A 26183-nucleotide genomic window follows, 5' to 3' on the forward strand; every position below is an offset into this window, starting at 1 on the left:
CCCACTGGTCCGGCGGTCGGCCCGGCCCGGGACTGTATCGAAGGGGGCCGTCACTCTCCAAAGCGGACTCGCTACGCTGTGTTGTCGCGATCGAGGACATTCGTTCCGCAGGGCGGAACGCATGGCCACACCCGGCGGGGTCAGTACGCGAATGCGCGAGCCGTGTTCGCGGCCACGGCCGCCGCGAGGGCGTCCTCATCGAGGCCCTTGACCTCGGCCATGGCGCGCAGCGTGACCGGAACGAGATACGGGGCGTTGGGCCGTCCGCGGTACGGCGCGGGCGTGAGGAAGGGCGCGTCGGTCTCCACGAGCAGCAGGTCGAGCGGGGCGACGGCGAGGGCGTCGCGCAGCGGCTGCGCGTTCTTGAAGGTGACGTTGCCCGCGAAGGACATCAGGTACCCGCGCTCGGCGCAGACCTTGGCCATCTCGGCGTCGCCCGAGTAGCAGTGGAAGACGACGGTCTCGGGCGCACCTTCCTCCTCCAGGACGCGGAGCACGTCGGCGTGGGCCTCGCGGTCGTGGATGACGAGGGCCTTGCCGTGCCGCTTGGCGATGTCGATGTGGCGGCGGAAGGACCGCTCCTGCGCGGCGATGCCGTCGGGTCCGGTGCGGAAGTAGTCCAGGCCGGTCTCGCCGACGCCCTTCACATGCGGCAGCGCGGCGAGGGCGTCGATCTCGTCGAGGGCGGCGTCGAGGGCGGCGTCCCCGCCGGGCTCGCGCGCGCCCTGGCGCGACCAGCCATCGGGGTCGCCGAGAACGATGCGGGGTGCCTCGTTGGGGTGCAGGGCGGCGGTCGCCCAGATGCCGTCGTGGCGGGCCGCCGTCTCGGCCGCCCAGTGCGATCCGGCCACGTCGCAACCGACCTGGATCAGGGTCGTGACCCCGACGGAGGCGGCCTTTGCGAGAGCGTCCTCGACCGTGCCGGACTGCATGTCGAGGTGGGTGTGCGAGTCGGCGACGGGGACCCGCAGGGGCTGCGGCGGCGGGGGCGCGGCCTTGCCGTCCGCGCCGCCGTTCTTGTCCCTGCCGCTGCTGTTGCTGTTGCCGGGTGCCGTTGCCGCCATGGCGGCGATCCTAATCCGTAGTCAAGGGCGTCCCGATGGAGCGGAAGCTTCTGGGGATGTTCGAGTAGAGGGCTGCGATGCCTGCGGCGATCCGGGTCTGCTGAGACCTCCGCATAGAGCGGCGCGCGGTCCTCGTATTCATGGTGGTGGCAGCTGCGCGGGCGCCGGACGCATGCCTTTGAGCACGCTGGCCTGACGTAGGCCTAGTCATAGAGAGGCAGCGTCCGGCGCCTCCGCGGCCGTCACCAATGCTTCAGCGGTGACAAGCGTGTGGGCGTCGGGCGGCCGCCTATTGGTTCCCGGCCTCGACGCCCAAGGGTAGATCGGCGGCGCCGGCGCCCATGCACCTGTCGCCGTCCAGCCGGTGCTGGCGCCCGTTGGTACTGGACGGACGTTCGACGTCCCGCCCGGCACGCGATGCCTCCCGAAAGATCGGCGCCGACCAGTGCCGCCGGGCGTCAACACCCACCGAAAGATCACTCGTTGGTGTTGGTGGTGCGAGCCCGCTCCACGGTGACCTCTTGTGAAGCCCGAGCCATCCGAGCTCCCGCAGAGACCGAGGCCCGTGGGACGAGCTGGTGCCACGAACAGCTACTGAGGTGGCGGACCGGCCACAGGGCTGAGTCCTGGGATTAGGTCGCTGCGTGGCCCGCATGAGCTCGTGACCAGCAGGAACAGCACGATGGAGGGGAAAGACTTGATCTACTGCGGCATCGACTGGGCCGAACGCACGCACGACGTCGCGCTGGTCGACGACAGCGGCCGGTTACTGGCCAAGCGCCACATCACCGACGACGCGGCCGGCTACCGGATCCTGCTGGACCTGCTCGCCGAGTACGGCGACACCGAGGAGTCCCCGACCCCGGTCGCGATCGAGACATCCCGCGGCCTGCTGGTCGCAGTGCTGCGGCAGGGCAAGCGGCAGGTCTTCGCGATCAACCCGATGGCCGCCGCCCGCTACCGCGACCGGCACAGCGTCTCGCGCAAGAAATCCGACCCCGGCGATGCCCTCGTGCTGGCCAACATCCTCCGCACCGACATGCACGCCCACCGGGCCCTGCCGAACGACAGCGACCTGGCCCGCACCGTCGCCGTCCTCGCCCGGGCCCAGCAGGACGCGACGTGGAACCGGCAACAGATCTCCAACCAGCTCCGATCCCTCCTGCGGGAGTATTACCCGGCCGCCCTGGCGGCCTTCGATCCCTGGAAGAACGGCCTGTGCCGTCCCGAGGCACGCGAGATCCTCAAGGCTGCCCCGACACCTACCCGTGCTGCGCGGTTGACCCGCACCCAGTACCAGGCCGCGCTCAAGCGGGCCGGCCGCAAACGTGGCATCGAAGCCGAGGCCGAACGGCTCCGCGAGGTCTTCCGATCCGACTGGGCCCACCAGCCCCCGCTCGTTGAGGACGCGCTCGGCAAGCAGATGCTCGCCCTGCTGGTCCAGCTGGAGGCAGCCTGCACCGCCGCCGACGACCTTGCCAAGGCGGTGGAAGAGGCTTTCCCTCAGCACCCGGACGCTGAAATCCTTCTCAGCTTCCCTGGCCTCGGCGTCCAGCTCGGCGCCCGGGTGCTCGCCGAGATCGGAGACGACCGGCAACGGTTCGCCGACGCCCGCGGCCTGAAGGCGTACGCCGGCTCCTCGCCCATCACCAGGGCCTCCGGCAAGAAGTCGTCCATCACCCGCCGGTGGGTGAAGAACGACCGGCTCAACCACGTCGGCTACCTGTGGGCCTTCTCCGCGATCACCGCCTCACCCGGCGCCAAGACCCACTACCGGCGGCGCCGCGACGACCACGGAGACTGGCACGCCGCCGCCCAGAGGCACCTCTTCAATCGGATGCTGGGCCAGCTCTATCACTGTCTCCAGCAGCGGAGCCTGTTCGACGAGGACACTGCCTTCCCCACCGCACTCGCGGTCGCCGCTTGACGGCTTAAGGCCCTGAGGTGTCTATGCGGGCGGTGCGGGCGGTCCGCAGCCGCTCGCACCGCTCACCTGGCCGGGGTGGCTCACTTGCGGTGGAAGACGTTGAACAGGTCGGAGAGGTGCCGGCGGTGGGTGGTCCCCTCGCCCGAGGGCTCCTCGGCGCGGGTCGTGACGGGCGGCTCCATCGGTGCTCCCGCGGCGCCCGCGGAACCCGCCGTGGGCCGGCCGGGGCTCTCCTCGGAGGCGAGCAGCGGCCCGGCGATGCCCTGCTGCGCCAGCCCCGCCGCCGCCGAGGGAATCTGGCCCGACCGCATGATGCGCACCACGTGACCGTCGCAGTTCCGGCAGGTGGGGCGGGTCAGCGGCGACGGTACGCGCCGGCCGTTCGCGTGGTAGGTGACGAAGGCGCGGCCCTGCGGGTCCACGTGGTGCCGAATCTCGTACTCCTGCTCCCAGCCGTGTCCGCACCGCATGCAGGCGAAGGAGTACGCCTCGTGTGCGGGTGGCTCTGCGGCTGCGCCCCGCGGCATCTGGGGAACACCGCGCGAGGTGTCTGCGATCTCACTCATGCCAGCTCCTCTTGTCCATCGGACAAGCCCTCCGGGACCGGACGTCCCACCCCTCCAGTGGACGCCCTTATCGGCGGGAACGCAGCAGCCCCGGCCACCTGTTGGTGCAGATTTTGGGAGTTGGTTGGGGAAGAACCCTTCTGCACGGCCAGGGCTTTGCTTTTCAGATTATCCCTTTACCTTCCGGTGGTCCCCTGTCGTGCGGCCGGGGCACCGGGCGCGGTTTCCCGGGGCCCGTCCCCCCGGGGACAGGCGTTCCTCCGCGACGCGTTCTTCGCGGCCACGACCGCGTCGAAGACCTGCCGCTTGGGCAGCCCGGCATCGGCGGCCACGGCCGCGATGGCCTCCTTGCGGCGCTCCCCGGCCTCCTCCCGTACGGCGACGCGCCGCGCGAGCTCGGCGGGGTCCAGCTCCTGCGGCCCCGGCGGCGCGGCGCCCTCGACGACGACCGTGATCTCGCCGCGTACGCCCTCCGCCGCCCACGCGGCCAGGTCCTTCAGCGGGCCGCGCCTGACTTCCTCGTACGTCTTGGTGAGCTCCCGGCACACGGCGGCGCGGCGCTCGGGGCCGAACACCTCGGCCATGGCGGCGAGGGTGTCGTCGAGGCGGTGCGGCGCCTCGAAGTAGACGAGGGTGCGGCGCTCGCCCTCGACCTCGCGGAGGCGGCCGAGCCGCTCGCCCGCCTTGCGCGGCAGGAAGCCCTCGAAGCAGAACCGGTCGACGGGCAGCCCGGACAGCGCGAGCGCGGTGAGTACGGCGGACGGGCCGGGGACCGCCGTCACCTTGATGCCGTGCTCGACGGCGGCGGCGACGAGCCGGTATCCGGGGTCGGACACCGACGGCATCCCCGCGTCGGTGACCAGCATCACCCGCGCCCCGCCGACCAGCGCCTCGACCAGCTCGGGCGTGCGGGCCGACTCGTTTCCCTCGAAGTACGACACGACGCGCCCCGCGGGCTGCACGCCGAGCGCCTGCGCGAGGCGGCGCAGCCGCCGGGTGTCCTCGGCGGCCACCACATCGGCTGCTGCCAGCTCGGCGGCGAGCCGCGGTGGGGCATCGGCGACGTCCCCGATGGGAGTCCCTGCGAGTACGAGCGTTCCAGTCACGCCCCCATCCTCCCAGCCACGGCGTGCAGGGCCGTGCCGCGCCCACCCTGGGGGACCCACATCGCCCCGCGGAGCCCATGCCCACGAACCCGCGGCGGCCACTGACGGCGGGGAGGAGGGCGTGCCGCGCGCCGTGGCGTGGGCTTCGTCGGCGACTGCGGCCCGGTGGCCGGTTTGTGCCCACCCGTTCCACCCCGCGGAACGCCTGCCCACAAACCGGCGCCCCCGACCCACCAAGCCGCATGGCGCACAGCCGTCCCCCCGGGCCGGGCGCGGGACTCACACAGCAGGGTTCCCTACGATGGCGCGGTGACCAGTGACACCGCGACAGGAGCCCGGCCGGTGGTCGGCGACCACCACGGCAGCGCGGCCGCGGCGGCCCGCGAGGCGCCGACCGCCTGGCAGCTGCGGCTGCGCCGCTTCGGGCACGTGGACCGGCCGCGGACGCCCGTACGGGACCGGCTCGTCCCCCCGTTCCCCGCCCCTGCCCCCCGTCCGTGGACCATGCTCGGCCTGAGCCCGCGGGCCGCCGACCGGCTGGCCCGCTGGTCCGGCTGGGGCGGCCCGGTCCTCGTCGCCCTGGTCGCGGGCCTGCTCCGGTTCTGGCACCTGGACCGCCCGAAGGCGGTGATATTCGACGAGACGTACTACGCGAAGGACGCCTGGTCCCTGCTCCGGTACGGCTACGAGGGCACCTGGCCGAAGAACGCCAACGACCTGATCCTGGCCGACCCGCAGCGCATCCCGCTCAGCCCCGAGCACAGCTATGTCGTCCACCCGCCTGTCGGCAAATGGACGATCGCGCTCGGCGAGCAGCTCTTCGGCCTGAACCCCTTCGGCTGGCGCTTCATGGTGGCGCTCCTCGGCACGCTGTCCGTGCTGATGCTGTGCCGGATCGGCCGCCGCCTGTTCCGCTCCACCGCGCTCGGCTGCATCGCGGGCGCCCTGCTCGCGGTGGACGGCCTGCACTTCGTGATGAGCCGCACCGCGCTGCTCGACCTGGTGCTGATGTTCTGGGTGCTGGCCGCCTTCGGCTGCCTGCTCATCGACCGGGACCGTACGCGGGCCCGGCTGGCGGCGGCGCTGCCCGAGGACGACAGCGGCACGGTACGGCCTGACGCCCGCGTCGGGGACCGGCTGCGGCTCGGCTGGCGGCCGTGGCGGCTCGCCGCGGGCCTGTGCCTGGGCCTGGGTTTCGCCACGAAATGGAACGGCCTGTACATCCTGGCGGCCTTCGGCATCCTCACGATCCTCTGGGACGCGGGCGCGCGCCGTACGGCCGGGGCCACGCGCGCGTACCGCTCGACGGCGTGGAGGGACGCGCTGCCCGCCTTTCTCTCCCTCGTACCGGTCGCGGTGCTCACGTACATCGCGTCCTGGACCGGCTGGTTCGTCACCAAGGGCGGCTACTTCCGCGACTGGGCGTCGACCGAGCCGCACCAGGGCGGCGCCTGGAGCTGGCTGCCTGCCGGCCTGCGCAGCCTGTGGCACTACCAGTCCGAGGTCTACAACTTCCACGTCGGCCTGACCTCGCCGCACACCTACCAGTCCAACCCCTGGAGCTGGATCGTCCTCGGCCGCCCGGTCTCGTACTTCTACGAGTCGCCGCGCGCCGGCCAGGACGGCTGCCCGGTGGACACGGCCGGGAAGTGCGCGCGCGAGGTGCTGGCGATCGGTACGCCGCTGCTGTGGTGGGCGGCCTGCTTCGCCGTGCTGTACGCGCTCTACCGGTGGGCGTTCCGGCGGGACTGGCGGGCGGGCGGGATCCTGTGCGGGATTGCGGCGGGCTGGCTGCCCTGGTTCATGTACCAGGAGCGGACGATCTTCCTCTTCTACGCGGTCGTGTTCGTGCCGTTCCTCTGCCTGGCGCTGGCGATGATGCTCGGGGCGATGCTCGGTCGGCGCGGGTCGAGCGAGCGGCGCAGGGCGCTGGGCGCGGTCGGCGTGGGCGTTCTCGTCCTGCTGATTGTGTGGAACTTCATCTACTTCTTTCCGATTTACACCGGCCATCCGCTGCCCATGGAGGCGTGGCGCAATCGCATGTGGCTCGACACCTGGGTGTGATGTCGTCCTGATGACGTAGAGTTCGCCGCGGCCGAAGCCTTAATCGAGTGGTTAAGAGGTCGAGGTCGTCCGTGGGTCACCGGAACTGTGGGGGTTCTGTAATGCGGAGTGGCGGGAAGATCGCCGTCATCCGCGGCGTGTTCGCCGCGCGGAGCGGCGGGAACATCGCCGTCATCGGCGGCGTGTTCGCCGCGATGGTGGCGGCCGCGGGATTTGGGGCGTACAGCCTTCTGAGCAGTGACGACTCGTCGGGTGATCCGCTGAGCGCAGCCGCGGATGCCAAGCCGTCACCGATCAAAACGGGCCCGCCCAGCGCGACCGAGGTCCAAACGACCGCGCGGAAGTTCCTCGCCGCGTGGGCGAAGGGCGATGCCGCACGGGCGGCCGCCTTCACCGACAGCCGCGAGGACGCGGCGGCCGCGCTCGCCGGCTACCGCAAGGACGCGCGCATCTCCGGCGTATCACTCAAACCGGGCCAACGCACCGGCCAGACGGTGCCGTTCGACGTCAGCGCCGTGATCTCGTACGGCGGCAAGAAGGTCACCTGGACGTACGACTCCGAGCTCACGGTGACCCGCGGGCAGCTGGGGCAGGCCCTGGTCGACTGGAAGCCCTCGGTCGTCCACCCGGGCCTGCGCCGCGGCGACACCCTCAAGACGGGCGAGGCCGAGGCCCCGCCCATCAAGGCCATGGACCGCAACGGCAAAGAGCTGACCGAGAAAGAGCACCCGACGCTGCACGGGGTGCTCGATGGCCTGCGCGAGCGGTACGGCGACAAGTCCGGCGGCGTGGCGGGCGTGGAGCTGTGGATCGCGCGCGCGAAGGGGAACGCCGCGGGGGCCGGTGACGCGAAGGAGCGCCCGAACGAGACCCTGAAGGTGCTGTCCAAGGGCAGGCCCGGCACGCTCCGCACGACACTCGACGCGGGCCTGCAGTCGGCGACCGAGCGGGCGGTGAGCAAGCACGGCAAGGCATCGGCGGTGGCCCTCAAGCCGAGCACCGGCGAGATCCTGGCCGTCGCCAACTCTCCGGCCGACGGCTTCAACACCGCATTCCAGGGCTCCTACGCCCCCGGTTCGACGATGAAGGTCATCACCTCGTCGCTGCTGCTGGAGAAGGGCCTGGCGAGCTACGACAGGCGGCACCCGTGTCCGAAGTACGCGACGTACGGCGGCTGGAAGTTCCAGAACGACGACAAGTTCGAGATCAAGAACGGCACGTTCGCGCAGGCCTTCGCCCGCTCCTGCAACACGGCCTTCATCACCCAGGCCGAGAAGCTCGACGACAGCTCGCTGAGCCAGCAGGCGCGGGACGTCTTCGGCATCGGCCTCAACTGGCAGACCGGCGTCCCGACGTTCGACGGGTCGGTGCCGGTGCAGAGCAACGCACAGATGGCCGCCTCTCTGATCGGGCAGGGCGCAGTCCGGATGAACCCGCTGAACATGGCGTCGGTCGCGGCCACGGTTCGTTCGGGCACCTTCAAGCAGCCCTACGTCGTCGCCCCTTCGGTCGACGACCGGCAGCTGGCGAAGGCCTCCCGCTCGCTCCCGCCGGACGTGTTGAAGCAGCTCCAGTCCCTGATGCGGCTGACCGCGTCGGCGGGGACGGCGGCGGAGGCCATGGCCGGGCTGGGCGGGGACGTCGGTGCGAAGACGGGCTCCGCAGAGGTCGACGGACAGAAGAAGCCGAACGGCTGGTTCACGGCGTACCGGGGCGACCTGGCCGCGGCGGCGGTGGTCCCGGAGGGCGGGCACGGCGGCGATTCGGCGGGGCCGGTGGTCGCGCAGGTGCTGCGGGCGGGCGGCTGACGCATCGCGCGGGCGGCACGGCCGCTGACGGATCGCGCGGGCGGCACGGCCGCTGACGGATCGCGCGAGCGGCACGGCCGCTGACGGATCGCGCGAGCGGCACGGGCGGCTGAGGGGTCGCACAGGGGCGGGCGGCTGAGGAGCGAGACGGAGGCCCGGACGTCCGGGGCGTCCGGAAGGCCCGGACGCCCACTCGCGTGGCCATTGCACGTACCGCTAGCGTCGCCCCATGCCCACAACTCCAGCGTCCACCATGGACACGGCCCACCTCCCATGCGCGGCAGCGCTGCGCGAGCCCGGCCTCGAGGTCGAGGTGCGCCTGATCGCCGTACGAGAGCGCGGGGCATGACGCTGCTGGTCACGGCGGCGGTGCTCGTCGCCGCGGTCACGCACGCCAGCTGGAACGCGATCGCCCACAACATCAAGGACCAACTGGTCGCCTTCTCGCTGATCGGCGCGGCGGACGTGGTCTGCGGCCTGGCGATGGCGGCGTTCGTACCGCTCCCGCAGGCCGCCGCCTGGCCGTGGCTGACCGCGTCCGTCGTGCTGCACCTCGTCTACCAGGCGCTCCTCATGCGGTCGTTCCGGCTGGGTGATTTCGGCCAGATGTACCCGATCGCGCGGGGCACGGCGCCGCTGGTCGTCACCGTCCTGGCTGCGGCCTTCATCGGCGAGGTGCCGGACGGGTGGGCGTCGGCGGGCGTCGTGGTCGCCTCGGCGGGCCTGGTCGGCGTCGCGCTGTGGGGCATCCGCGAGAGCGGGACGCGGCCGCACTGGCCGGCCCTGACGGCGGCCGTCGCGACCGGGCTCGCGATCGCCTCGTACACGGTGGTCGACGGCGTCGGCGTGCGCTCGTCGGGCACGGCCCTCGGCTACACCGCCTGGCTCGTCTCGCTCCAGGGCCTGGCAATCCCGGCGTACGCGCTCGCCACCCGCGGCCGCGAACTGCTCACCCGACTCCGCCCGGTGGCCACTCGCGGCCTGCTCGGCGGAGCCCTCTCGATATCCGCCTACGCCCTGATTCTCTGGGCCCAGACCCGCGCCCCGCTCGCCCCGATCGCCGCGTTGCGCGAGTCATCGATCATTGTGGGCGCGGCGATCGGCGCGATCTTCTTCAAGGAACGCTTCGGCGGCCCACGAATCGCGGCAGCGGGCCTGATGGTCCTGGGCATCGGCCTGATGCTGCATGCGAGTTGACGCCGGTTGACGCCGGCTGACGCGCGAAGTGCGAAGTAGGGTCGACGCCCCGCGCGGGCGGCCGCCGCGGGGCGGCGGCCCCGGATGGTTCGAGTCTCAGTCGAGCCATCGATCGAGGGTGGCGTGGAACTTGACGATCCGGCGTTTCACATCAGGGGATGCGTTGCGCTTCATCGAGCCGGCCGTCTTGGCAAGGCCCCGCAAGGGGAGAGAGGACGTCAGAGGGCCGATCCTGTGCAGGGATGATTCCAGTTCGTCGACGGCTTCTTCAGTCCGCCCCACATCCCTCAGCACACTTGCACGCTGGTTGGTGCTCCTCAGCGCGGATTCGGACAGGCCCACCCGGTCGGAGATCGTTATCGCCTCCGCCAGTTCATCCAGGACATCTGGCAGGACGGCGCGCGCCGATGCGCTGTCGGCCGCCTTGCCGTCGACACCTGCGGCGAGCAGCCACGCCGCCCTTGCGTACTGGGTCAGCGTATAAATGCGATAGGCCTCGTCGCGCATGAGGCGCGCCCGCGCGCGATTCACGTCCGCCAGTTCTTGCGCCCGGCGGAGGTGATTCCGCGCCGCTGTGAGCTTACCTCCCCCATTCATCTTGTTCGCCTGAGAGAAATGCGCGCTGACGAGTGAGTTTCGAGCCATGATCTCGTTCTCGCGCAGCCCGAGTTGCTCACTCACCTGAATACTCTTGTTCAGTTTCTCGATTCGCGACGCAGCGTCACCCGCGCACATCGCATGCAAATGCAGAGCGATCGCCTGGTAAAGATCGGTGATGTCATCCTGGATGACCGCGGAGAAGTGCAGAGCGGCCTCATCCCTTCGCCCCGCCACGTACGCGCGAAAGCCTTGAAAGAATTCGATAACTCGAGCATGCTCTTCAAGCAGTGGCGCTTGCCGCAAGGCAAGAGTTGACAGCCACATCCGTGCGGCACTCAGATCGCGGTAGGGAGCCGATTCAAAGGCTTCGCCGAATTTCTGCGCAGACTCCCCGGCATGCACTCCGGCCAGATAGAAGGCCAGCCGGCTCTGTACGAACCACCGCTCCATCTGGGCGAATGTGTCGTCGTCCTGCTGATCCAGGGGCTCAAGCTCGCTGATCGCTCTCGTCTCGCGCTCGGCAAGGATTCTGTGCGCCCGGCGAAAGACATCCTCGTCGTCCCGCATGAAGCGAGCCGCAAGGCGGGGAGCGAGAGACTCATTGATACGCCACCCGGAAGCCGTCTCTTCCACGAAGGGCGCCTTCAGGAGACTGTCCACCGCAGCTTCGAGCTCTTCCGGCTCTTCCAGCCCCGAGTTCTCCCCGCTCCAGAGTTCACCGGCAAGTTCAAGTAAGTCTTCCCTGTCGGCGGACAGGCAAATTCCGAGCAGCATGGCGACTTTGCCGTAGACAGCGCCTCCCATACCCAGCACCACGTCCGCGAGAGCTTCCCACTCATCCGGACACTCATCCGGGACGGTCGCGTTGAAGTCCGCCGTCACAGCAGCTCACCATGGTTCTCGAGAGGAACGTAGGTCAGCAGCTCGAGGTGCGTGTAGGCATACACGGGAGAAATCTTTCCCTGGGCCGGATCAAAATTCTTCGCCACATACTCTGCCACCCCGGCCGGGTTACCGCCCCGTTGCTGGATGATGCTGCGAAGGGCGCCTGCCACCTCCTGTTTTGTAAAGCTTCGCAGCTTTACCGTCCTGCTCGCGGGGAACGCACGCCACGACTTGCCGTCCTGCCCGATCACGACCCAGCAGCCCCCGACGGTTTCGCCCAGCCTGGCGAGGTAGGAGAGGTCCTGGGTATCGGGAGCGGCATCCTGGCCGAGTGCCGTGACGATGACGGCAAGGCCTGGCGATTCCGCTATCGGCCGCAGTGCTTTGGTGACGCGGTCAAAGAAACTCTCGAACGAAGTGTTCGCGTTGCTCGCCTGGAGACTCAGTCCCGAGTACTGAAGTCCACTCTGCTCTATTGTCCAGCGAGCGAGATCTTCGAGGACGTAACGGACTGTATTCAGTCGGCTGTACCCCGCATCTCGCACATGGCGCGTACGCAAACCCGCGTTCTCAAAAACTGATTTCGCTATGTGCGCAGCGTGGGTCGGCCCCTTGGAGTTGTCGCCGAGAACAGCAAGCAGGCCGCCTTGAGATGCCATGGCGGCACACTCCGAACGCAACTCCTCGCGATCAATTCCGAGCCAGGTCCCCTCTATGGGATTCATGCCGCACTCCCCCCGGGCGTACCACCGGCCACCGCTGCCTGAATCCGGAGCACCCGCCGCGCCTCTGGCAAGGCGGACTTCACTGTGTCGAGCGGCGCCATCAGCAGCCGTAGTGTTTCTTCGCGATAGACATCTCTGGTTCCCTCATCCGGAGCCAGTTGGCTGATCTGGAGGGCAGTCGGCACCAGATCGAGATGGTGATTCGCATGGCCCACCTCGCGATACAGGTGGCTGACCGCCTTCCGGCGCTTCTCGTTCATGTATCGACGATTCGGCGATTCGACCAGCGCTTCCCACGCTGTGGTGGGCAATGACGGATACAAGGGAACGGCAAGGTGAGGGTGGTTCAAGCGTTCCTCTACGGCCTTCGCAATGTCGGCTACCTCCTCCCGCAACAAGCCGAGCAGGAAGCGGTAGCCCCGGTAGTTACGGATGGCTCCGGTGACGAGCTGGGCGAGTACCGCAAGTACGGCCCCGCTCACCGCACCGACGAAGACCGCGATCGGGATCTCGGCTCCCCCGAGATGGACGACTCCCGCTGGAGCGCTCGGGGCCGGGCTGGACGTAGCCGTGAGAGCGAAGGATTCACACACGCCACCATGGACCGCGGACAGGCATGCTGACGCCTTGAGCACTAAAGACAAGCCGCTGCAATCCTCTCCGGCCTCTCTGTGAGGCTCCTCACGTTCGTCGATGCTACTGGCCGTCCGAGCCCTGTGTCAGTGGAACGTCACTCGTCGTCAGCTGCCGCGGAATGGCCCGCGGCGCAGCGGTACGTACGGTCAGTGACCAGCGCAGATGTGCTGTGTGACGGGCGCAGCTCGCAGAGGCGGAAGCGGGCCCGCGAACCTACCGTGGTCTGTGAGAGCCATTGAGCGGAGCAGCCGGCCCGAGGAGGCCGTGATGGAGGAGCACTTCGTCTGGATGACAACGCGCCGCATCAAGCCGGGGAGGCTGGAGGACTTCGAGAAGGCGTGGCAGCCTGCGCCTTACCCCGAGGGGCTGCGGCACGCCTACGCGTACTGGTCCGAGGACGGACTGGAGATCATCGGGGTCTCGTTCTGGGATTCCAGGGAGTCGTGCGATGCCTGGCGGACCTCCGAGGCGGAGGCGCAGCGGCGTGCGGCGATGGCCCCGTTCGTCGTCGAGGAGCGGGAGGCGTTCTACCGCGGCCGCGAGCTCGCCGTCCCCGCGCGGCGGTAGCCGGCGGGCCGCAGGCGCGGGCAGGCGCTGCCGCCGGCCCAGCCTGGAGCCGGCCAGTACGCGGTGCCGAGCACCAGCAGGCCCGCGGCACCGGCGACGTACCCGGCCCTACGCCGATACGGAGACCAGCGCGAGCAGCGCGACCGCCCGCCAGGACTCGGGCTGCGAGCGGCGGAGCCCGACGATCAGGTAGTAGCCGGCGACGGCGGTCAGCAGTCCGCGCAGCAGAGCGCTGGGGTGCCCGCCGGCGTACGTGGTCCCGAAGGCCGCAAGCAGGAGCAGCCCGATCGGGAGATCCAGCCGGGTGCGGAACGTGCCCGGCCGTGGGGCGCGTATCAGCACCGCGGCCAGCGCGGCCAGTATGGCCAGGCGCGGTGGCGTGACGACGCCGGTCAGCTGGTCGTCAGGGAAGAAGTCGGTCGCGGAGTCCAGCAGGACGACGGCCATCGCCGCGACGGGCACGGCCTGGGCAACAGCTACAACAACCGCCGGTCCGGAGCCCACCGACGTGGTCCGCATCGATGCCATGGCGCCCAAAGCGTGGCCCGGCAGCGGGTACGCCGAATGTCATGCACGCGAATGGGCAGAGAGCGGATACGCGACGACCGGTTCAGGTCAGGGCCGGCTTCGGCCGCCTGATGCCGGGGGCGGGGGCGGCGGTGGGGTCCAAGGGTCCGCCGCGACCGTGGCGACGGGCCACCGCGGGTCGGGAGTCGCTCGCGGATCACGCTTCCGCAGCCGTTCGGCCCACTCCGCCGACCACCTGACCTGCTCGGTGTGCAGGGCGGGCCGCGAGAGCTTCCCGATGTGCGGATAGCAGGCCGCGATGACCTGGGCGAGGACGAGGACGGTTTCGGCGTCGGACGCCGGGTGGCCGGGGCGGTCGTACGGAATGCCGTACCAGTCGGCGACCGCGTCACGTGCCCGGCCCCCGCTGCGGAATTGGTCCGCATGCCGGTCCAGGACGAGGGGATCGGCGATGGGGGCGAGGCCCTCCGGGCAGCGGGCGGCCAGCGAGGGCAGGCCGTGCCGGAGCAGTTCGCTCTCCAGCAGGCTCAGCACCCAGGGGGCGTGCCACACCACAAGCGGGTTCTTCGTCGCGAGGTGCGCGGCGAGGGTGTCGGCGAGCCGGTCGAGCGCCTCCGCGGCCGGGTCGCCGCCGGTGCGGGCCATTTCAGCGGTGATGCCGTGGCGCTCCCCGACGGGGTCGAGCTGGACCTCGGGACCGGGGTCGATGAGCAGGTCGAGGCCGGTGCTGCCGTCGGTGGACCGTACGGCGGCCGCGACGACGCGGTCGACCGTAGGGCGGTTGCCGGTGGCCGCGATGTCGAACGCCATCAGGGTGCGGCTGTGCCATCCCTTGTGGCGGCGGCGAGGCGGCGGGGCTTCCTCAGGGAGGCAGGAGCGGTGGTACGTGGACCAGTGGCCGTCGTGGCCGGAGCTGCGGTCCCGTTGCCTGAGTCCTTGTCCTGCGGGGACAGTGCGCAGGCAGACGGGGCAGGTGTCCTCGTACCGGTTGACGAATTCCGGCCGGTCGGCTTCAGGTCGGCCGGCTTCCGGTCGGCCGACTTCCGGTCGGCCGCCTCCCGGCCGGTCGGCTGCGCTGTACTGCCGCATGTTTCCAGGATGCGGCTTCCGCTCGTCCTCAGGGCCGGGCACGCGCGCCCCGGCTTCCGCCACTCGTCGCGCGGTGGCTGCCAAGGCGAGGAGCGCCCCGAAGAACAGCAGGCCGCCCGACGCCAGCACGCGGCGTCGCCCGAGGACGTCGCCCGGCCGGCCGCTGACGACGGCCAGCGCGCAGAGCGGGAGCAGGCTGGCGACGAAGGGTGACGGCCGTTGGCGGACGGCCGTTGTCAGTGGCCTCGCCTAGCCTGCGGATACGGGTGGTAGTGCTCGTTTTCCGCTCTGTTCCGGCGGAGCCGACGGGAGGAATCATGGCGACGGCATTCCAGGTGACGATCGACTGCGCGGATCCGGCGCGGCTCGTGCGGTTCTGGGCCGAGGCGCTGGGGTACGAGCCCGAGCCTCCGCCTGAAGGGTTCGCGAGCTGGCGGGCGTACTGGCTCGACATGGGCGTGCCGGAGGAGGAGTTGGGGGATGAGGGGGAGTTGGGGGATGAGGGGGACGGCGAGGGGGTGGATTCGATCGTCGATCCGGAGGGGGTCGGGCCCCGCCTGTGGTTCCAGCCGGTGCCGGAGGGCAAGGTGGTCAAGAACCGGGTGCATCTCGACCTGAAGGTGAGCGGCGGTCGCGAGGTTCCGCTGGCGACCCGAAGACAGCGGGTCGACGCCGAGGTGGAGCGGCTGGTGGCCGCGGGTGCGACCCGGCAGCGGGTTCTGGGGTATGCGGGGGTGGACTATTACGCGGTGGTGATGCAGGACCCGGAGGGGAACGAGTTCTGCGTCGCCTGAGCCGCTGTCAGTCGGCGGGGGCCACAGGGCGCGCAACCCGCGTGCTGCGCCGCCGCGTTCACCCCGTTCGCGAAGACCTGCCCGGCGTCGGGCTCCGCTTTGGACGCCCCCTCGGTAATCATCAGGTCCGCGTGATCATACGTCCGACCTCATGGACCGGGGACCGGGAATCGGCGCGACCGCGGCCGACGCCGACCACCACTGGAGGGCGTTCCTCGGTGCGTTGGCCGGAACTCTGCGGCGCCCTGGCCAACCCCGTTTCGGGCCGATGCGCCCTCTTGGCGAGGAAGGCTGCGGCCCCCTCGCCCACGCTGGGCGATCCCTCAACTGCCTTGCGCCGCACGGCAGTCACGGAGCGCCCGCACCAGGGCCTGGGCCCGCGGGTCCGCAGTGACGTTTTGCTGCATGCCGTTCGTGACGTACGCGAAGGCGATGCCCGTCTCCGGATCGGCGAAGGCCAGGGAGCCGCCGCGGCCCGGGTGGCCGAAGGAGGCCGGGGAAAGCAGCGGGGATGCGGGGCCGTGCAGCATGTAGCCGAGGCCGAAACGGGTGTTGACGACGAGGACGTGGTCCGGGCCCGCGGACTCCTCCGTACGCGCGAGGGTGAGCGTCGCGGGCGCGAAGAGCCGGCGCCCGCTGTTCGCATCGGGGCCGATCAGCGCCGCGTAGAAGCGGGCGAGGGAGCGGGCCGTCGCAACGCCGTTGGAGGCGGGCAGTTCGGCGGCCCGGTAGGCGGGGTCGTTCTCGTCGGGGAGGGGGTCGATGGCGCCGAAGGCGCGGCGGGTGAGGGAGGCCGGGTCGCGGTACGCGTCGGAGACCGAGCGCTTGGCGCGGACACGCAGGCCCTGGGCGGCGGGCGGGGTCGGCGTCTCAATGGCGGCCAGCCGACCGACTCGTGCCCGCTCGGCCTCCGGGAGGCCGATCCAGAGGTCGAGTCCGAGCGGTCCCGCCATCTCCTCGGCGACCCAGCGGCCGATGCTGCGTCCGGTGACCCGGCGGACGAGCTCGCCGAGCAGCCAGCTGTAGGTCTGTGCGTGGTAGCCGTGCGCGGTGCCGGGCCCCCATACGGGCGCCTGGGCGGCTACGGCCTCGGGCCCGGAGACCCCGTCGCCCGCCTCGGCCGGGGTCAGCGGAGTGTCGAGGACGGGCACTCCGGCACGGTGGGAGAGCAGGTGTCGTACGAGCACCCGGTCCTTGCCGTTCGCCTTGAACTGGGGCCAGTACGTGCCGACGGGCGCGTCCAGGTCGAGCTGGCCGCGCTGGTGGAGCAGGAGGGGGACGGCGGCCGCGACGCCCTTGGTGGCGGACCGTACGACCTGGGCGGTGTCCTGGGTCCAGGGCGCCGGACGGTCGGCGCCGGGGCCTGCGTCGGCGTCCGCCGTGCCCGCCCACAGGTCGACGGCTTTCCTGCGGCCCACGTACACGGCGACGGCCGCCCCGCGGTCCCCGCGCTGCTCGAAGTTGCGGACGAAGGCCTTCCGGACCGGCTCGAAGCCGTCGGCCACCATGCCCTGGACGTCCACCACTGCTCTCGTACTCCCGCCACGAATGTCTTTGCACCGACCTCCCATGGTGCATGGCGGACGGCCACGCCCCGCACGCGGGTCCATCCGCGCCTCCGGCGCGGTCCCTCCCCACCCACCCATCCATCCATCCATTGAGGGGCTCCGCCCCTCAACCCCACCCCCGCGACGCCGGGCGGGCGCATCCGCCCCACCCGAGCGCCCCCAACCCGGCGCTTCGCGCCGGGATTTCCCACCCACCCGTCCTTTGAATGGGGCGGATGGGGGAATGCCGCGTCGCAGGCGCAGGCCCACCGCGTCTGTCGTGTGCGCGCCCGGTCGGCCCGCGGACGCGGGCGCCGCGGCCACGCGGAAAGCCATGCCCGCCTGGGGTCGCCGGTACCGGCCCGCCGCAGCCACGCGGCTCGCGCCGCCACTCCGCACTCCCGCAACCGGAATTTCTCACACACCACATTTTTAGGGGCGGGTGGGTGGGAATTACCGCGCCGCAGGCGGGCCCCGGGCGATGTCAGGAGAGCATGATCGAGACGTCGATGTTGCCGCGGGTGGCGTTGGAGTAGGGGCAGACGCGGTGGGCGGCGCCCACGAAGCGGGCCGCCAAGTCCTGGTCGACGAGGGGAAGGGAGACGTTGAGGGCCACGGCGAGGCCGTAGCCCTCGGCGGCGTTGGGGCCGATTCCCACCTTCGCGCTGACCGTCGAGCGGGTGAGGTCGTACCCCGCGCGGCGGCCGACCAGCACCAGCGCGTTGTGGAAACAGGCGCTGTAACCGGCGGCGAAGAGCTGCTCCGGGTTGGTGCCCGCACCGGTGCCGCCCATCTCGCGGGGCACGGCGACCTGGACCTCCAGCATCCCGTCCTGGGTGGTGACCCAGCCGTCGCGGCCCCCGTGCGCGGTCGCCTCCGCGACGTAGGAGATCTTCGTGGGCCGGGTCGAGGCGTCAGTGGTCATGGTGCGCCCTTACGGATGGAAGCTGCAGGCAACTACTTTGACGCTCAACGTACCGACCCGTGCGCCCCTTTTGTCGCTGGGGGGTAGCTACCGCGGGTATGTCCTGGCGAGGCCTCACGCCACCGGCCCCGTCACCGACCGCGGGTCGAAGCCGAACGGCAGCTCCAGCCGGTGAGCACGCATCAACTCCGCATCGCACAGCAGGTCCTGGGTACGGCCGTCCGCCGCGATCACCCCGCCGCTCAGCACCACCGACCGCGGGCACAGCTCCAGCGCGTACGGCAGGTCGTGCGTGACCATCAGCACCGTGACGTCCAACGACCGCAGGACGTCCGCGAGTTCGCGCCGCGACGCCGGATCGAGGTTGGACGACGGCTCGTCGAGGACGAGGATCTCCGGCTCCATGGCGAGCACGGTGGCGACCGCCACCCGCCGCCGCTGCCCGAAGGAGAGGTGGTGCGGTGGGCGGTCCGCAAAGCCCGCCATGCCGACGCGCTCCAGGGCCCGTACGACACGGGCCTCGAGCTCCGGGCCGCGCAGCCCCGCCGCGGCCGGTCCGAAGGCGACGTCCTCACGGACCGTGGGCATGAACAGCTGGTCGTCGGGGTCCTGGAAGACGATGCCGACCCGGCGCCGGATCTCCGCGAGATTCCGCTTCGCGACCGGGAGACCCGCGACCGTCACCATGCCCGCTCCGCCCGACAGAATGCCGTTGAGGTGCAGGACGAGCGTGGTCTTGCCCGCGCCGTTCGGGCCGAGCAGCGCGACCCGCTCACCCCGCGCGACGGTCAGGTCGACGCCGAAGAGCGCCTGGTGGCCGTCGGGGTAGGCGTACGCGAGGCCGGAGACCTCCAGAGAAGCGGCTGTCGAGCGATCCGGATCCGGCACAGGGTCCATCCCATCGGGCAGCGTCACAGAGTCCATCCCCTCAGGCAGCGTCACAGGGTCCACCCCATCAGGCAGACGGCGAGCGCCGCGGCGGGCAGGGCGGCGGCGTACGACCACTGGGCGCGGGTCGCCGTCACATCGTCGATCACCGGCATGCTGCCCGCATAACCGCGGCTGACCATCGCCAGATGCACCCGCTCCCCGCGCTCGTAACTGCGAATGAACAGCGCACCGGCCGACTTGGCCAGGACGCCCCAGTGCCGGACGCCCCGCGCCTCGAAGCCGCGCGAGGCCCGCGCGATCCTCATCCGGCGCATCTCGTCGCCGATCACATCGCCGTAGCGGATCATGAAGGACGCGATCTGGACGAGCAGCGGGGGCATCCGCAGCCGCTGGAGGCCGAGCAGCAGCTCGCGCAGCTCGGTGGTGGCGGCCAGCAGGACGGACGCGGCGACGCCCAGCGTGCCCTTGGCGAGGATGTTCCAGGCGCCCCACAGGCCGGACTCGCTGAGCGAGAGGCCGAGCACCTCGACGTACGGGCCGCTCGCCACGAAGGGGATCAGCACGGCGAAGGCCACGAACGGCACTTCGATGAGCAGCCGCCGCAGCAGGAAGCCCGCCGGGACGCGGGCGGTGGCGACGACGGCGGCCAGCAGCAGCGCGTAGGCCCCGAACGCCCAGATCGCTTCGCGAGGGGTGGCCACGACCGCCAGGACGAAGCAGAGGACCGCGGCGATCTTGCAGTGCGGAGGGAGCCGGTGCACGGGCGAGTGGCCGTGCCGGTAAAGCTTGTGCGGATGCATCTCAGACATCGCATTCCGAACCCATGGCTCAGCTGTCCCCTGCGCCTGCGGGCGCGGCGGACCGGGAACCCGTGGGCACACCCGGCTCCGCATGCGTACGGCGGCGGATCACCCAGAACACGCCCGTGCCGAAGGCCAGCGTCGCGCCGACGCCGATGACGCCCGCGAGGCCGCCGGAGAGGCGGGCGTTGTCGACGTCCTTGGCCTGGTAGTCGGCGAGCGGGGAGCCCTTGGCGGCGTGCTCCTCGGCCTTCTTGTCGATGCCGTGGTCGGCGGCGACCTTCTCCAGGCCGTCGGGGCTGGCGGACGCGTAGTAGCTGACGACGCCCGCGAGGAGGAGCGCGGCGAGCACGCCCACGATCCACACGAGCCGGACGCCGCGCGTGGTGGCCCGGCGGCCGGGCTCGACGACGGAGGCGTCGGTGGTGCCGGCGGTGTCGGCGGTGTCGGCGGTGTCGGTGCTGCTGTTGGTCGTCTGCGTACCCATCAGGACTTCCGCTCCTCGGTCGGCTGGGCATCCAGGCGCCCGGCGCCCGGCTTCTGGTCTGCGGCGACGGCAGCAGCGAGAGGCGCGGCCGGGGCCGCCGCGGGAGTCGTACGCAGCGTGAGCGGCTGCCGGAGATCGCGGGCTCCGTACACGAGGTCCGGGCGTACGGCGACGACCGCGCCCACCGTCAGGGCGGTGATGGCCGCCTCGCCGAGGCCGATGAGGACGTGCACGCCGACCATGGCGCCGAAGACCTTGCCGATCGCCACGTCGGCCGTGCCACCGAGGGCGTAGAGGCCGGTGAAGGCGACCGCGGCGGCCGGTACGGAGACCAGCGCGGCGGCGAAGGATGCGGCGGTGACCGAGCCGCGGTTCCGCGGCAGGACCTTCACCAGGCCGCGGAAGAGGGCGTACGCAACGGGGACGGTCACCACGGCCATGTCGGTGATGTTGACGCCGAGTGCGGTGAGACCGCCGTCCGCGAACAGCACGCCCTGCATGAGGAGAACCACGGAGATACAGAGGACACCCGTATACGGGCCGACGAGTATCGCGGCGAGCGCGCCGCCCAGCAGGTGCCCGCTGGTCCCGGCGGCGACGGGGAAGTTCAGCATCTGCACGGCGAAGATGAAGGCGGCGACGAGGCCGGCGAGCGGCGCGGTGCGCTCCTCGAGTTCGCGGCGGGCGCCGCGGAGGCTGATGGCGACCGCGGCGACGGCGACGGCCCCGGTGGCCACGGACACCGGGGCGTTGATGAATCCGTCAGGGACGTGCATGGCGGGTCTCCGCTCTCCTGTCTTCGCAGCTGCGTTCCGCTGCGGGCCGTATCCCGTGCGGGCCGTATCCCGCACCTGCGGCGAGCACGACCCAACCGTTCGATGATACGGGCTACCTGCGAACTGTTTGCAAGAGCGGGTTCCCCGCGAAAAGGGCGCGAAAGGGGCGTGAAGAGGTCCGCGGCCGCGCAGGGGTGGCGATCCCGCCCTTCCGGCCAAATCCTGAAGTCATGACCACGGCTGCCGCCGAGCCAACTCCCTCCGAGCCATCGCCCGCCGCCCCGCCCGCGCTGAGCCGCCGCCGCACCAACGCCGTGTTCGTGACGATCGTGCTCGGGCTGATGCTCGCCGCCCTCGACCAGTTGATCATCTCCACCGCACTGCCGACGATCGTGGCGGAGCTGGGCGGCGCCGGGCACATGGCGTGGGTGGTGACCGCGTACCTGCTCACCGAGACCGTCTCGACGATTCTCGTCGGCAGGTTCGGCGACCTGTTCGGCCGGAAGGTCGTTTTCCAGATCAGCGCGGTCGTCTTCGTCCTGGGCTCGGTCGTGGCGGGCGCGGCGAACAGCATGGCCGTACTGATCACCGGCCGGGCGATCCAGGGAGCGGGCGCGGGCGGCCTCATGGTCACGGCCATGGCGCTCATCGCCGACGTCATCCCGCTGCGGCAGCGCGGCAAGTACCAGGGCGCGCTGGGTGCGATCTTCGGCATCACCACCGTCGCGGGCCCGACCCTCGGCGGGTTCCTCACCGACCAGGCCACCTGGCGCTGGTGCTTCTACGTCAACATCCCGATCGCCGCCGTCATGGTCGTGATGGCGGCCCGTACGATCCCGGCCGTACGGTCGGCCGTGCAACCGGTGATCGATTACGCGGGCATCGTGTTCGTAGCGATCGGCGCGTCTGCTCTCGTCCTCGCCATTGAGTGGGGAGGCAGGGTCTACCCCTGGAACTCGGCGATCGTCATCGCGCTGCTCGCCGGCTCGACCGCGCTGCTGACCGCCTTCGTCTTCGCGGAGCTGCGGGCCCGGGAGCCGGTGATCCCGATGGACCTCTTCCGGGACCCGGTGTTCACGGTCTGCTCCGTCCTGAGCTTCATCGTCGGCTTCTCCCTGCTCGGCGCCCTCACCTATCTGCCGACGTATCTGCAGTACGTCGACGGGATCACCGCGACCGCGTCCGGGGTGCGGACGCTGCCCCTGGTCGTGGGGCTGCTGGCGACGGCCCTGCTGTCGGGGGAGGTGGTCAGCCGCACCGGCAGATACCGGATCTTCCCCATCCTCGGCACCGGAACGACCGCGCTCGGCCTGCTGCTGATGGCCACCATGGACGCGACCACCGGAGCCTGGCGGGAGACCCTGTACATGTTCGTGCTGGGCCTCGGGATCGGGCTCACCATGCAGGTGCTGACGATCGCCGTGCAGAACACGGTGCCGTATCACGAGCTGGGGGCCGCTACCTCCGGGGTGACCTTCTTCCGCACGCTCGGCGCGGCCTTCGGCACGGCCGTCTTCGGGAGCCTTTACAGCAGCAGGCTGGAACCGAATCTCGCGCGGGCGCACGCCGAGGCGCCCGGGGTCCCGGACGCCGTCGTGCAGAGCCCGGAGGGCCTGCACCGGCTGCCGGCCGATCAGGCGGCTCCGTTCATCAACGCCTATGCCGAGACGGTGAACGACGTCTTCCTGTGGGTCGTCCCGGTCGCCCTCACCGGCTTCCTGGTGTCGTGGTTCCTGAAGGAGGTGCCGCTGCGCGACAGCGCGAGGGCCGGGGCGCTGGACATCGGCGAGGGGTTCGCGGCACCGGACACGCGGGACGACGAACTGCAGCTGGCGCGGGCCGTGGCGGGCGTGATGCGCAAGGTCGAGGGGCCGCTGACGGTGCAACTGCTCACCGAGTGCGGCAGCCCGCTGTCGGCGGGGGAAGCGTGGGCGCTCGGGCAGATCCACTGGCGGGCCAGGGTGAAGGGCGAGGCGGACCTGGACGCGGTCGCGTCGGCGCACCGGATTCCGGCGGAGGTGCTGGAGCCGGCGTTCCGGCGGGTGGCCGAGGCGGGGTACGCGGAGCTGGACGGGGGCCACCGGCTCCGCCTCACGGCGGCGGGGGAGGCCGAGATCGAGCGGCTGACGACCGCGTGGCGGCACTGGCTCGACGAGCGGCTCGAGGACTGGGATGTCCGCGACCCGGCCGATCGGGCGCGGCTGGACCGGGCGCTGGACCACCTGGCGGCGGAGCTCCTGGAGGAAGCGGAGGCCCAGTACGTACGCACGCCGATGTGACGGCCGCCCCCGGCACCCGGCTGCGCCCCGCCCCGTCGCGACCACGCCCGGGCCGGCCACCCCCGGCCTCGGCCACGCCCTGACCGGCCTCGCCAGGTCCTGACCGCGGATCTTCGTTGGGTTGCGGCCGGTTCGGCACCGCCGGTCCGCGCCGCGGGGCTTCTCGCCGTCGCGGCGGGAAGAAAATGCCCGTCGCGGCAGGCAATCGCGCCGCCGGCCCACAGTGCAGGACTCTTCGCCGTCGCCGCGGGAAGGAAACACCCCTCGCGGCAGGCAATCGCGCCGCCGACCCACAGCGCAGGACTCTTCGCCGTCGCCGCGGGAAGGAAACACCCCTCGCGGCAGGCAATCGCGCCGCCGGTCCACGGCGCGGGACTGACGACGTCGCGGGGCAGCAGTTCCCGGAACTCCTCCGGCCCGCGCATGCGGCGCGGCCCTTCGTTCTCGTCCCACCCTGAACGGGCAGAGCCCCTTTGTCAGGGCGGGTGGGTGGAAGGAAGCCGCCCCGCGCCGCAGGTGCGGGCGGGGCGGGCTCCGGCGCGGGTGCCGACCGGCGGTCAGATCCGGCTGAGCTCCGGGTCGGGCTCCGCGTCCGGGTCACCGGCGGCGCCGCCTCCGCCCGCGGCGGGCGTGCCCGCCGCGGGCTCCGCGTCGGCCCCCAGCCGCTTCCGGAGTTGCTCGCCCTCGACGTCCACGTTCGGCAGGAGCCCGTCCAGCCAGCGCGGCAGCCACCACGCGGACCTGCCGAGCAGGGCGAGCACCGCCGGGACGATCGCCATGCGCACCACGAACGCGTCGAAGGCGACGGCGATCGCCAGGCCGAAGCCGATCATCTTCACCATCGACTCGGACGAGCCGATGAAGCCCGCGAAGACGCTGATCATGATGACCGCGGCCGCCGTGACCACCCTGGCTCCGTGCCGGAAACCCGTGACGATCGCCTGGCCAGGCCGCTCCCCGTGGACGTACGCCTCGCGCATCCGGGTCACCAGGAAGACCTCGTAGTCCATCGCGAGGCCGAAGACGACCCCGATCATGAAGATCGGCATCATGCTCATGATCGGCCCGGTCTGCTCGACGCCGAAGAGGTCGCCGAGCCGGCCCCACTGGAAGACCGCAACGACCGCGCCCAGCGCGGCGACCACCGAGAGCAGGAAGCCGAGCGCCGCCTTCAGCGGGACCAGGACCGACCGGAAGACCACCGTCAGCAGCAGGAACGCCAGGCCCACCACCAGCGCCAGATACGGCAGCAGCGCGTCGTTGAGCTTCTGCGAGACGTCGATGTTCATCGCGGTGGTGCCGGTCACCAGGACCTCGGCGCCGGTGTCCGCCTCGATGTCCCCGGCCGCGTCCCGGATGTTCGAGACCAGGTCCTCGGTCTCCGTGCTGCTCGGCTTGGAGTCCGGGACCACGCTCAGCATGGCCGTGTCGCCTGCCTTGTTGAAGGTGGCCGGAGTGATGGCGGCGACGTCGTCGAGGCCGGTGACGGTCCTGGCCACCTGCCGGGCGGCCGCCTTCGGGTCGTCGCTGCCTTCGGCGTCCACGGCCAGCATCAGCGGCCCGTTGACGCCGGGGCCGAAGGAGTCGGCCAGCAGGTCGTACGCCTTGCGCTGGGTGGTGCTGGTCGGCTGTGCGCCGTCGTCCGGGAGGCCGAGCTCCAGCGAGGTCGCGGGGACGGCGATCGCACCGAGTCCGATGACGCCCGCCAGCAGCACCGGGACCGGGCGGCGCAGTACGAAACGCGCCCAGCGGGTGCCCATGTTGGGCTTCTCCCCCAGCCTCGCCCCCGGCTTCTCCCCCGGCCTCTCCTCCGCCTGCCCGGCACCGCCCTTGCGCGCCCTGCGGCCCAGCACCCGTCCGCCCGCGAAGCCCAGCAGCGCCGGGATCATGGTGAGCGCGATGAGCACGGCGATGACGACCGTTCCGGCCGCGGCCAGGCCCATCTTCGTCAGCATCGGGATGTTGACGACCGAGAGGCCGACCAGGGCGATGACGACGGTGAGTCCGGCGAAGACGACCGCCGAGCCCGCCGTGCCGACGGCCCGTCCCGCCGCCTCCTCGCGCTCGCGGCCCTCGGCCAGCTCGGCGCGGTGGCGGGAGACGATGAAGAGCGCGTAGTCGATGCCGACGGCGAGGCCGATCATCGTCGCCAGGGTGGCCGTCGTGCTGGACAGGTCGAGTGCGCTGCTGAGCGCCGTGATCGAGGAGACCCCGATGCCGACCCCGATCAGCGCGGTGAGCAGCGGCATTCCGGCGGCGACCAGCGAGCCGAAGGTGATGACGAGGACGACGGCGGAGACGGCGATGCCGATGACCTCGGACGCCCCGGTCTCGGGCACGGTCTGCAGCGCGTCACCGCCGATCTCGACCGTGAGGCCCGCGTCGCGCCCGCCCTCGCCCGCGTCCTCGAGCGCCTCGCGCGTGGACCCCTCCAGCTCGAAGCCGGAGACCTCGTACGAGACCTGGGTGAAGGCGGTCGTGCCGTCCTTGCTGACGGTCCTGGCCTGGTACGGGTCGGTGACCTGGCCGACCTGGTCGCCGGACCGCAGCTCGCGGACGACCTTCAGGGCCGCCGACTTGTTGGCCGGGTCGGTCATCTTCTCGCCGTCGGGGGCCTTGAAGACCACGCGCGCGGTGGCGCCGTCGGCGTTGCCGCCCGGGAAGCGCTCGTCCAGCAGGTCGAACGCCTTCTGGGCCTCGGTGCCCGGGATGGAGAAGGAGTTGGAGGTCGCGGCGGGGGCGCTGGCGGCGCCGATCCCGACGACCGCCAGCAGCGCCACCCATATGAGGGCGACGAGCCGGCGCCTGCGGAAGGCGAACCGGCCCAGCTTGTAGAGGAAGGTGGCCATGAAAGGTCTGCTCCCGTGTGTGATGAGGCCGAACGTGGGTGTGCGGTGCCGTCCCGACGACGAGAGCGGCGCG

At 71.1% G+C, this 26183-nt stretch carries 21 protein-coding genes and 1 pseudogene; 8 read left to right on the top strand and 14 right to left on the bottom strand.

Features of this window, described 5'->3' with window-relative positions; all coding sequences use genetic code 11:
* Window positions 1-140: 140 nt before the first annotated feature.
* Complete coding sequence (locus ACTWQC_RS03970; protein WP_443314091.1) at window positions 141-1064, bottom strand: TatD family hydrolase; 924 nt, start codon at window positions 1062-1064, stop codon at window positions 141-143.
* 682 nt (window positions 1065-1746) lie between these two features.
* Between ACTWQC_RS03970 and ACTWQC_RS03975 the strand changes: the two genes are divergently transcribed.
* Entirely contained in the window at window positions 1747-2991 is a 1245-nt protein-coding gene (locus tag ACTWQC_RS03975; RefSeq protein ID WP_443314092.1) for an IS110 family transposase, read from the top strand.
* A gap of 80 nt (window positions 2992-3071) precedes the next feature.
* Here the strand turns inward: ACTWQC_RS03975 and ACTWQC_RS03980 are convergent, their stop codons facing one another.
* Entirely contained in the window at window positions 3072-3557 is a 486-nt protein-coding gene (locus tag ACTWQC_RS03980) for a hypothetical protein (protein WP_443314093.1), read from the bottom strand.
* A gap of 176 nt (window positions 3558-3733) precedes the next feature.
* A complete protein-coding gene (gene rsmI / locus ACTWQC_RS03985; protein ID WP_443314094.1) occupies window positions 3734-4663 on the bottom strand; it encodes a 16S rRNA (cytidine(1402)-2'-O)-methyltransferase in 930 nt (309 codons plus the stop codon).
* A gap of 309 nt (window positions 4664-4972) precedes the next feature.
* Here rsmI and ACTWQC_RS03990 point away from each other — a divergent pair, with 309 nt between their 5' ends.
* From ACTWQC_RS03990 to ACTWQC_RS04000, 3 genes are all read left to right on the top strand, one after another.
* A complete protein-coding gene (locus ACTWQC_RS03990; protein ID WP_443314095.1) occupies window positions 4973-6727 on the top strand; it encodes a dolichyl-phosphate-mannose--protein mannosyltransferase in 1755 nt (584 codons plus the stop codon).
* Between the two features lie 101 nt (window positions 6728-6828).
* Window positions 6829-8535, top strand: coding sequence for a penicillin-binding transpeptidase domain-containing protein (locus ACTWQC_RS03995; RefSeq protein ID WP_443314096.1), 1707 nt, complete (start codon window positions 6829-6831; stop codon window positions 8533-8535).
* A 345-nt stretch (window positions 8536-8880) separates the two neighbouring features.
* Complete coding sequence (locus tag ACTWQC_RS04000; protein ID WP_443314097.1) at window positions 8881-9732, top strand: EamA family transporter; 852 nt, start codon at window positions 8881-8883, stop codon at window positions 9730-9732.
* 96 nt (window positions 9733-9828) lie between these two features.
* Here the strand turns inward: ACTWQC_RS04000 and ACTWQC_RS04005 are convergent, their stop codons facing one another.
* The 3 genes from ACTWQC_RS04005 to ACTWQC_RS04015 are packed head-to-tail and all read right to left on the bottom strand — an operon-like array spanning window position 9829 to window position 12424.
* Window positions 9829-11214, bottom strand: a complete 1386-nt coding sequence (locus tag ACTWQC_RS04005) for a hypothetical protein (protein WP_443314098.1) — start codon at window positions 11212-11214, stop codon at window positions 9829-9831.
* Window positions 11211-11942: a hypothetical protein gene (locus ACTWQC_RS04010; RefSeq protein WP_443314099.1), complete on the bottom strand. Its 732-nt coding sequence runs from the start codon at window positions 11940-11942 to the stop codon at window positions 11211-11213. The genes ACTWQC_RS04005 and ACTWQC_RS04010 overlap by 4 nt, the downstream gene beginning before the upstream one ends.
* The gene (locus tag ACTWQC_RS04015; protein ID WP_443314100.1) at window positions 11939-12424 is read right to left on the bottom strand and encodes a hypothetical protein; all 486 of its coding nucleotides are present in this window, start codon (window positions 12422-12424) and stop codon (window positions 11939-11941) included. Before ACTWQC_RS04015 ends, ACTWQC_RS04010 begins: the two co-directional genes overlap by 4 nt.
* 421 nt (window positions 12425-12845) lie before the next feature.
* Between ACTWQC_RS04015 and ACTWQC_RS04020 the strand changes: the two genes are divergently transcribed.
* The gene (locus ACTWQC_RS04020) at window positions 12846-13145 is read left to right on the top strand and encodes an antibiotic biosynthesis monooxygenase (protein ID WP_443314101.1); all 300 of its coding nucleotides are present in this window, start codon (window positions 12846-12848) and stop codon (window positions 13143-13145) included.
* Window positions 13146-13253: 108 nt separating this feature from the next.
* On the opposite strand, the gene ACTWQC_RS04025 is transcribed toward ACTWQC_RS04020, so the two are convergent.
* Window positions 13254-13664, bottom strand: coding sequence for a hypothetical protein (locus tag ACTWQC_RS04025; protein ID WP_443314102.1), 411 nt, complete (start codon window positions 13662-13664; stop codon window positions 13254-13256).
* Between the two features lie 96 nt (window positions 13665-13760).
* Complete coding sequence (locus tag ACTWQC_RS04030; protein ID WP_443314103.1) at window positions 13761-14762, bottom strand: hypothetical protein; 1002 nt, start codon at window positions 14760-14762, stop codon at window positions 13761-13763.
* Window positions 14763-14771: 9 nt separating this feature from the next.
* Here ACTWQC_RS04030 and ACTWQC_RS04035 point away from each other — a divergent pair, with 9 nt between their 5' ends.
* Window positions 14772-14975, top strand: a complete 204-nt coding sequence (locus ACTWQC_RS04035) for a hypothetical protein (protein ID WP_443314104.1) — start codon at window positions 14772-14774, stop codon at window positions 14973-14975.
* Between the two features lie 104 nt (window positions 14976-15079).
* On the top strand, window positions 15080-15556 hold the full coding sequence (locus ACTWQC_RS04040) for a VOC family protein (RefSeq protein ID WP_443314105.1): 477 nt from the start codon (window positions 15080-15082) through the stop codon (window positions 15554-15556).
* 323 nt (window positions 15557-15879) lie between these two features.
* Here the strand turns inward: ACTWQC_RS04040 and ACTWQC_RS04045 are convergent, their stop codons facing one another.
* From ACTWQC_RS04045 to ACTWQC_RS04065, 5 genes and pseudogenes are all read right to left on the bottom strand, one after another.
* Window positions 15880-17079, bottom strand: a complete 1200-nt coding sequence (locus ACTWQC_RS04045; protein ID WP_443314202.1) for a serine hydrolase domain-containing protein — start codon at window positions 17077-17079, stop codon at window positions 15880-15882.
* A 508-nt stretch (window positions 17080-17587) separates the two neighbouring features.
* Entirely contained in the window at window positions 17588-18028 is a 441-nt protein-coding gene (locus ACTWQC_RS04050; protein WP_443314106.1) for an organic hydroperoxide resistance protein, read from the bottom strand.
* A 114-nt stretch (window positions 18029-18142) separates the two neighbouring features.
* Window positions 18143-18952, bottom strand: coding sequence for an energy-coupling factor ABC transporter ATP-binding protein (locus ACTWQC_RS04055; protein WP_443314107.1), 810 nt, complete (start codon window positions 18950-18952; stop codon window positions 18143-18145).
* A 14-nt stretch (window positions 18953-18966) separates the two neighbouring features.
* Complete coding sequence (gene cbiQ / locus ACTWQC_RS04060) at window positions 18967-19728, bottom strand: cobalt ECF transporter T component CbiQ (protein WP_443314108.1); 762 nt, start codon at window positions 19726-19728, stop codon at window positions 18967-18969.
* A gap of 19 nt (window positions 19729-19747) precedes the next feature.
* A pseudogene (locus tag ACTWQC_RS04065) lies at window positions 19748-20982 on the bottom strand (energy-coupling factor ABC transporter permease).
* Between the two features lie 230 nt (window positions 20983-21212).
* Here ACTWQC_RS04065 and ACTWQC_RS04070 point away from each other — a divergent pair.
* Entirely contained in the window at window positions 21213-23261 is a 2049-nt protein-coding gene (locus ACTWQC_RS04070; RefSeq protein ID WP_443314109.1) for an MDR family MFS transporter, read from the top strand.
* A 557-nt stretch (window positions 23262-23818) separates the two neighbouring features.
* Here the strand turns inward: ACTWQC_RS04070 and ACTWQC_RS04075 are convergent.
* Complete coding sequence (locus ACTWQC_RS04075) at window positions 23819-26110, bottom strand: MMPL family transporter (RefSeq protein WP_443314110.1); 2292 nt, start codon at window positions 26108-26110, stop codon at window positions 23819-23821.
* Between the last annotated feature and the right edge of the window lie 73 nt (window positions 26111-26183).

Source organism: Streptomyces sp. 8N616, from assembly GCF_052246385.1.
Classification (GTDB): domain Bacteria; phylum Actinomycetota; class Actinomycetes; order Streptomycetales; family Streptomycetaceae; genus Streptomyces.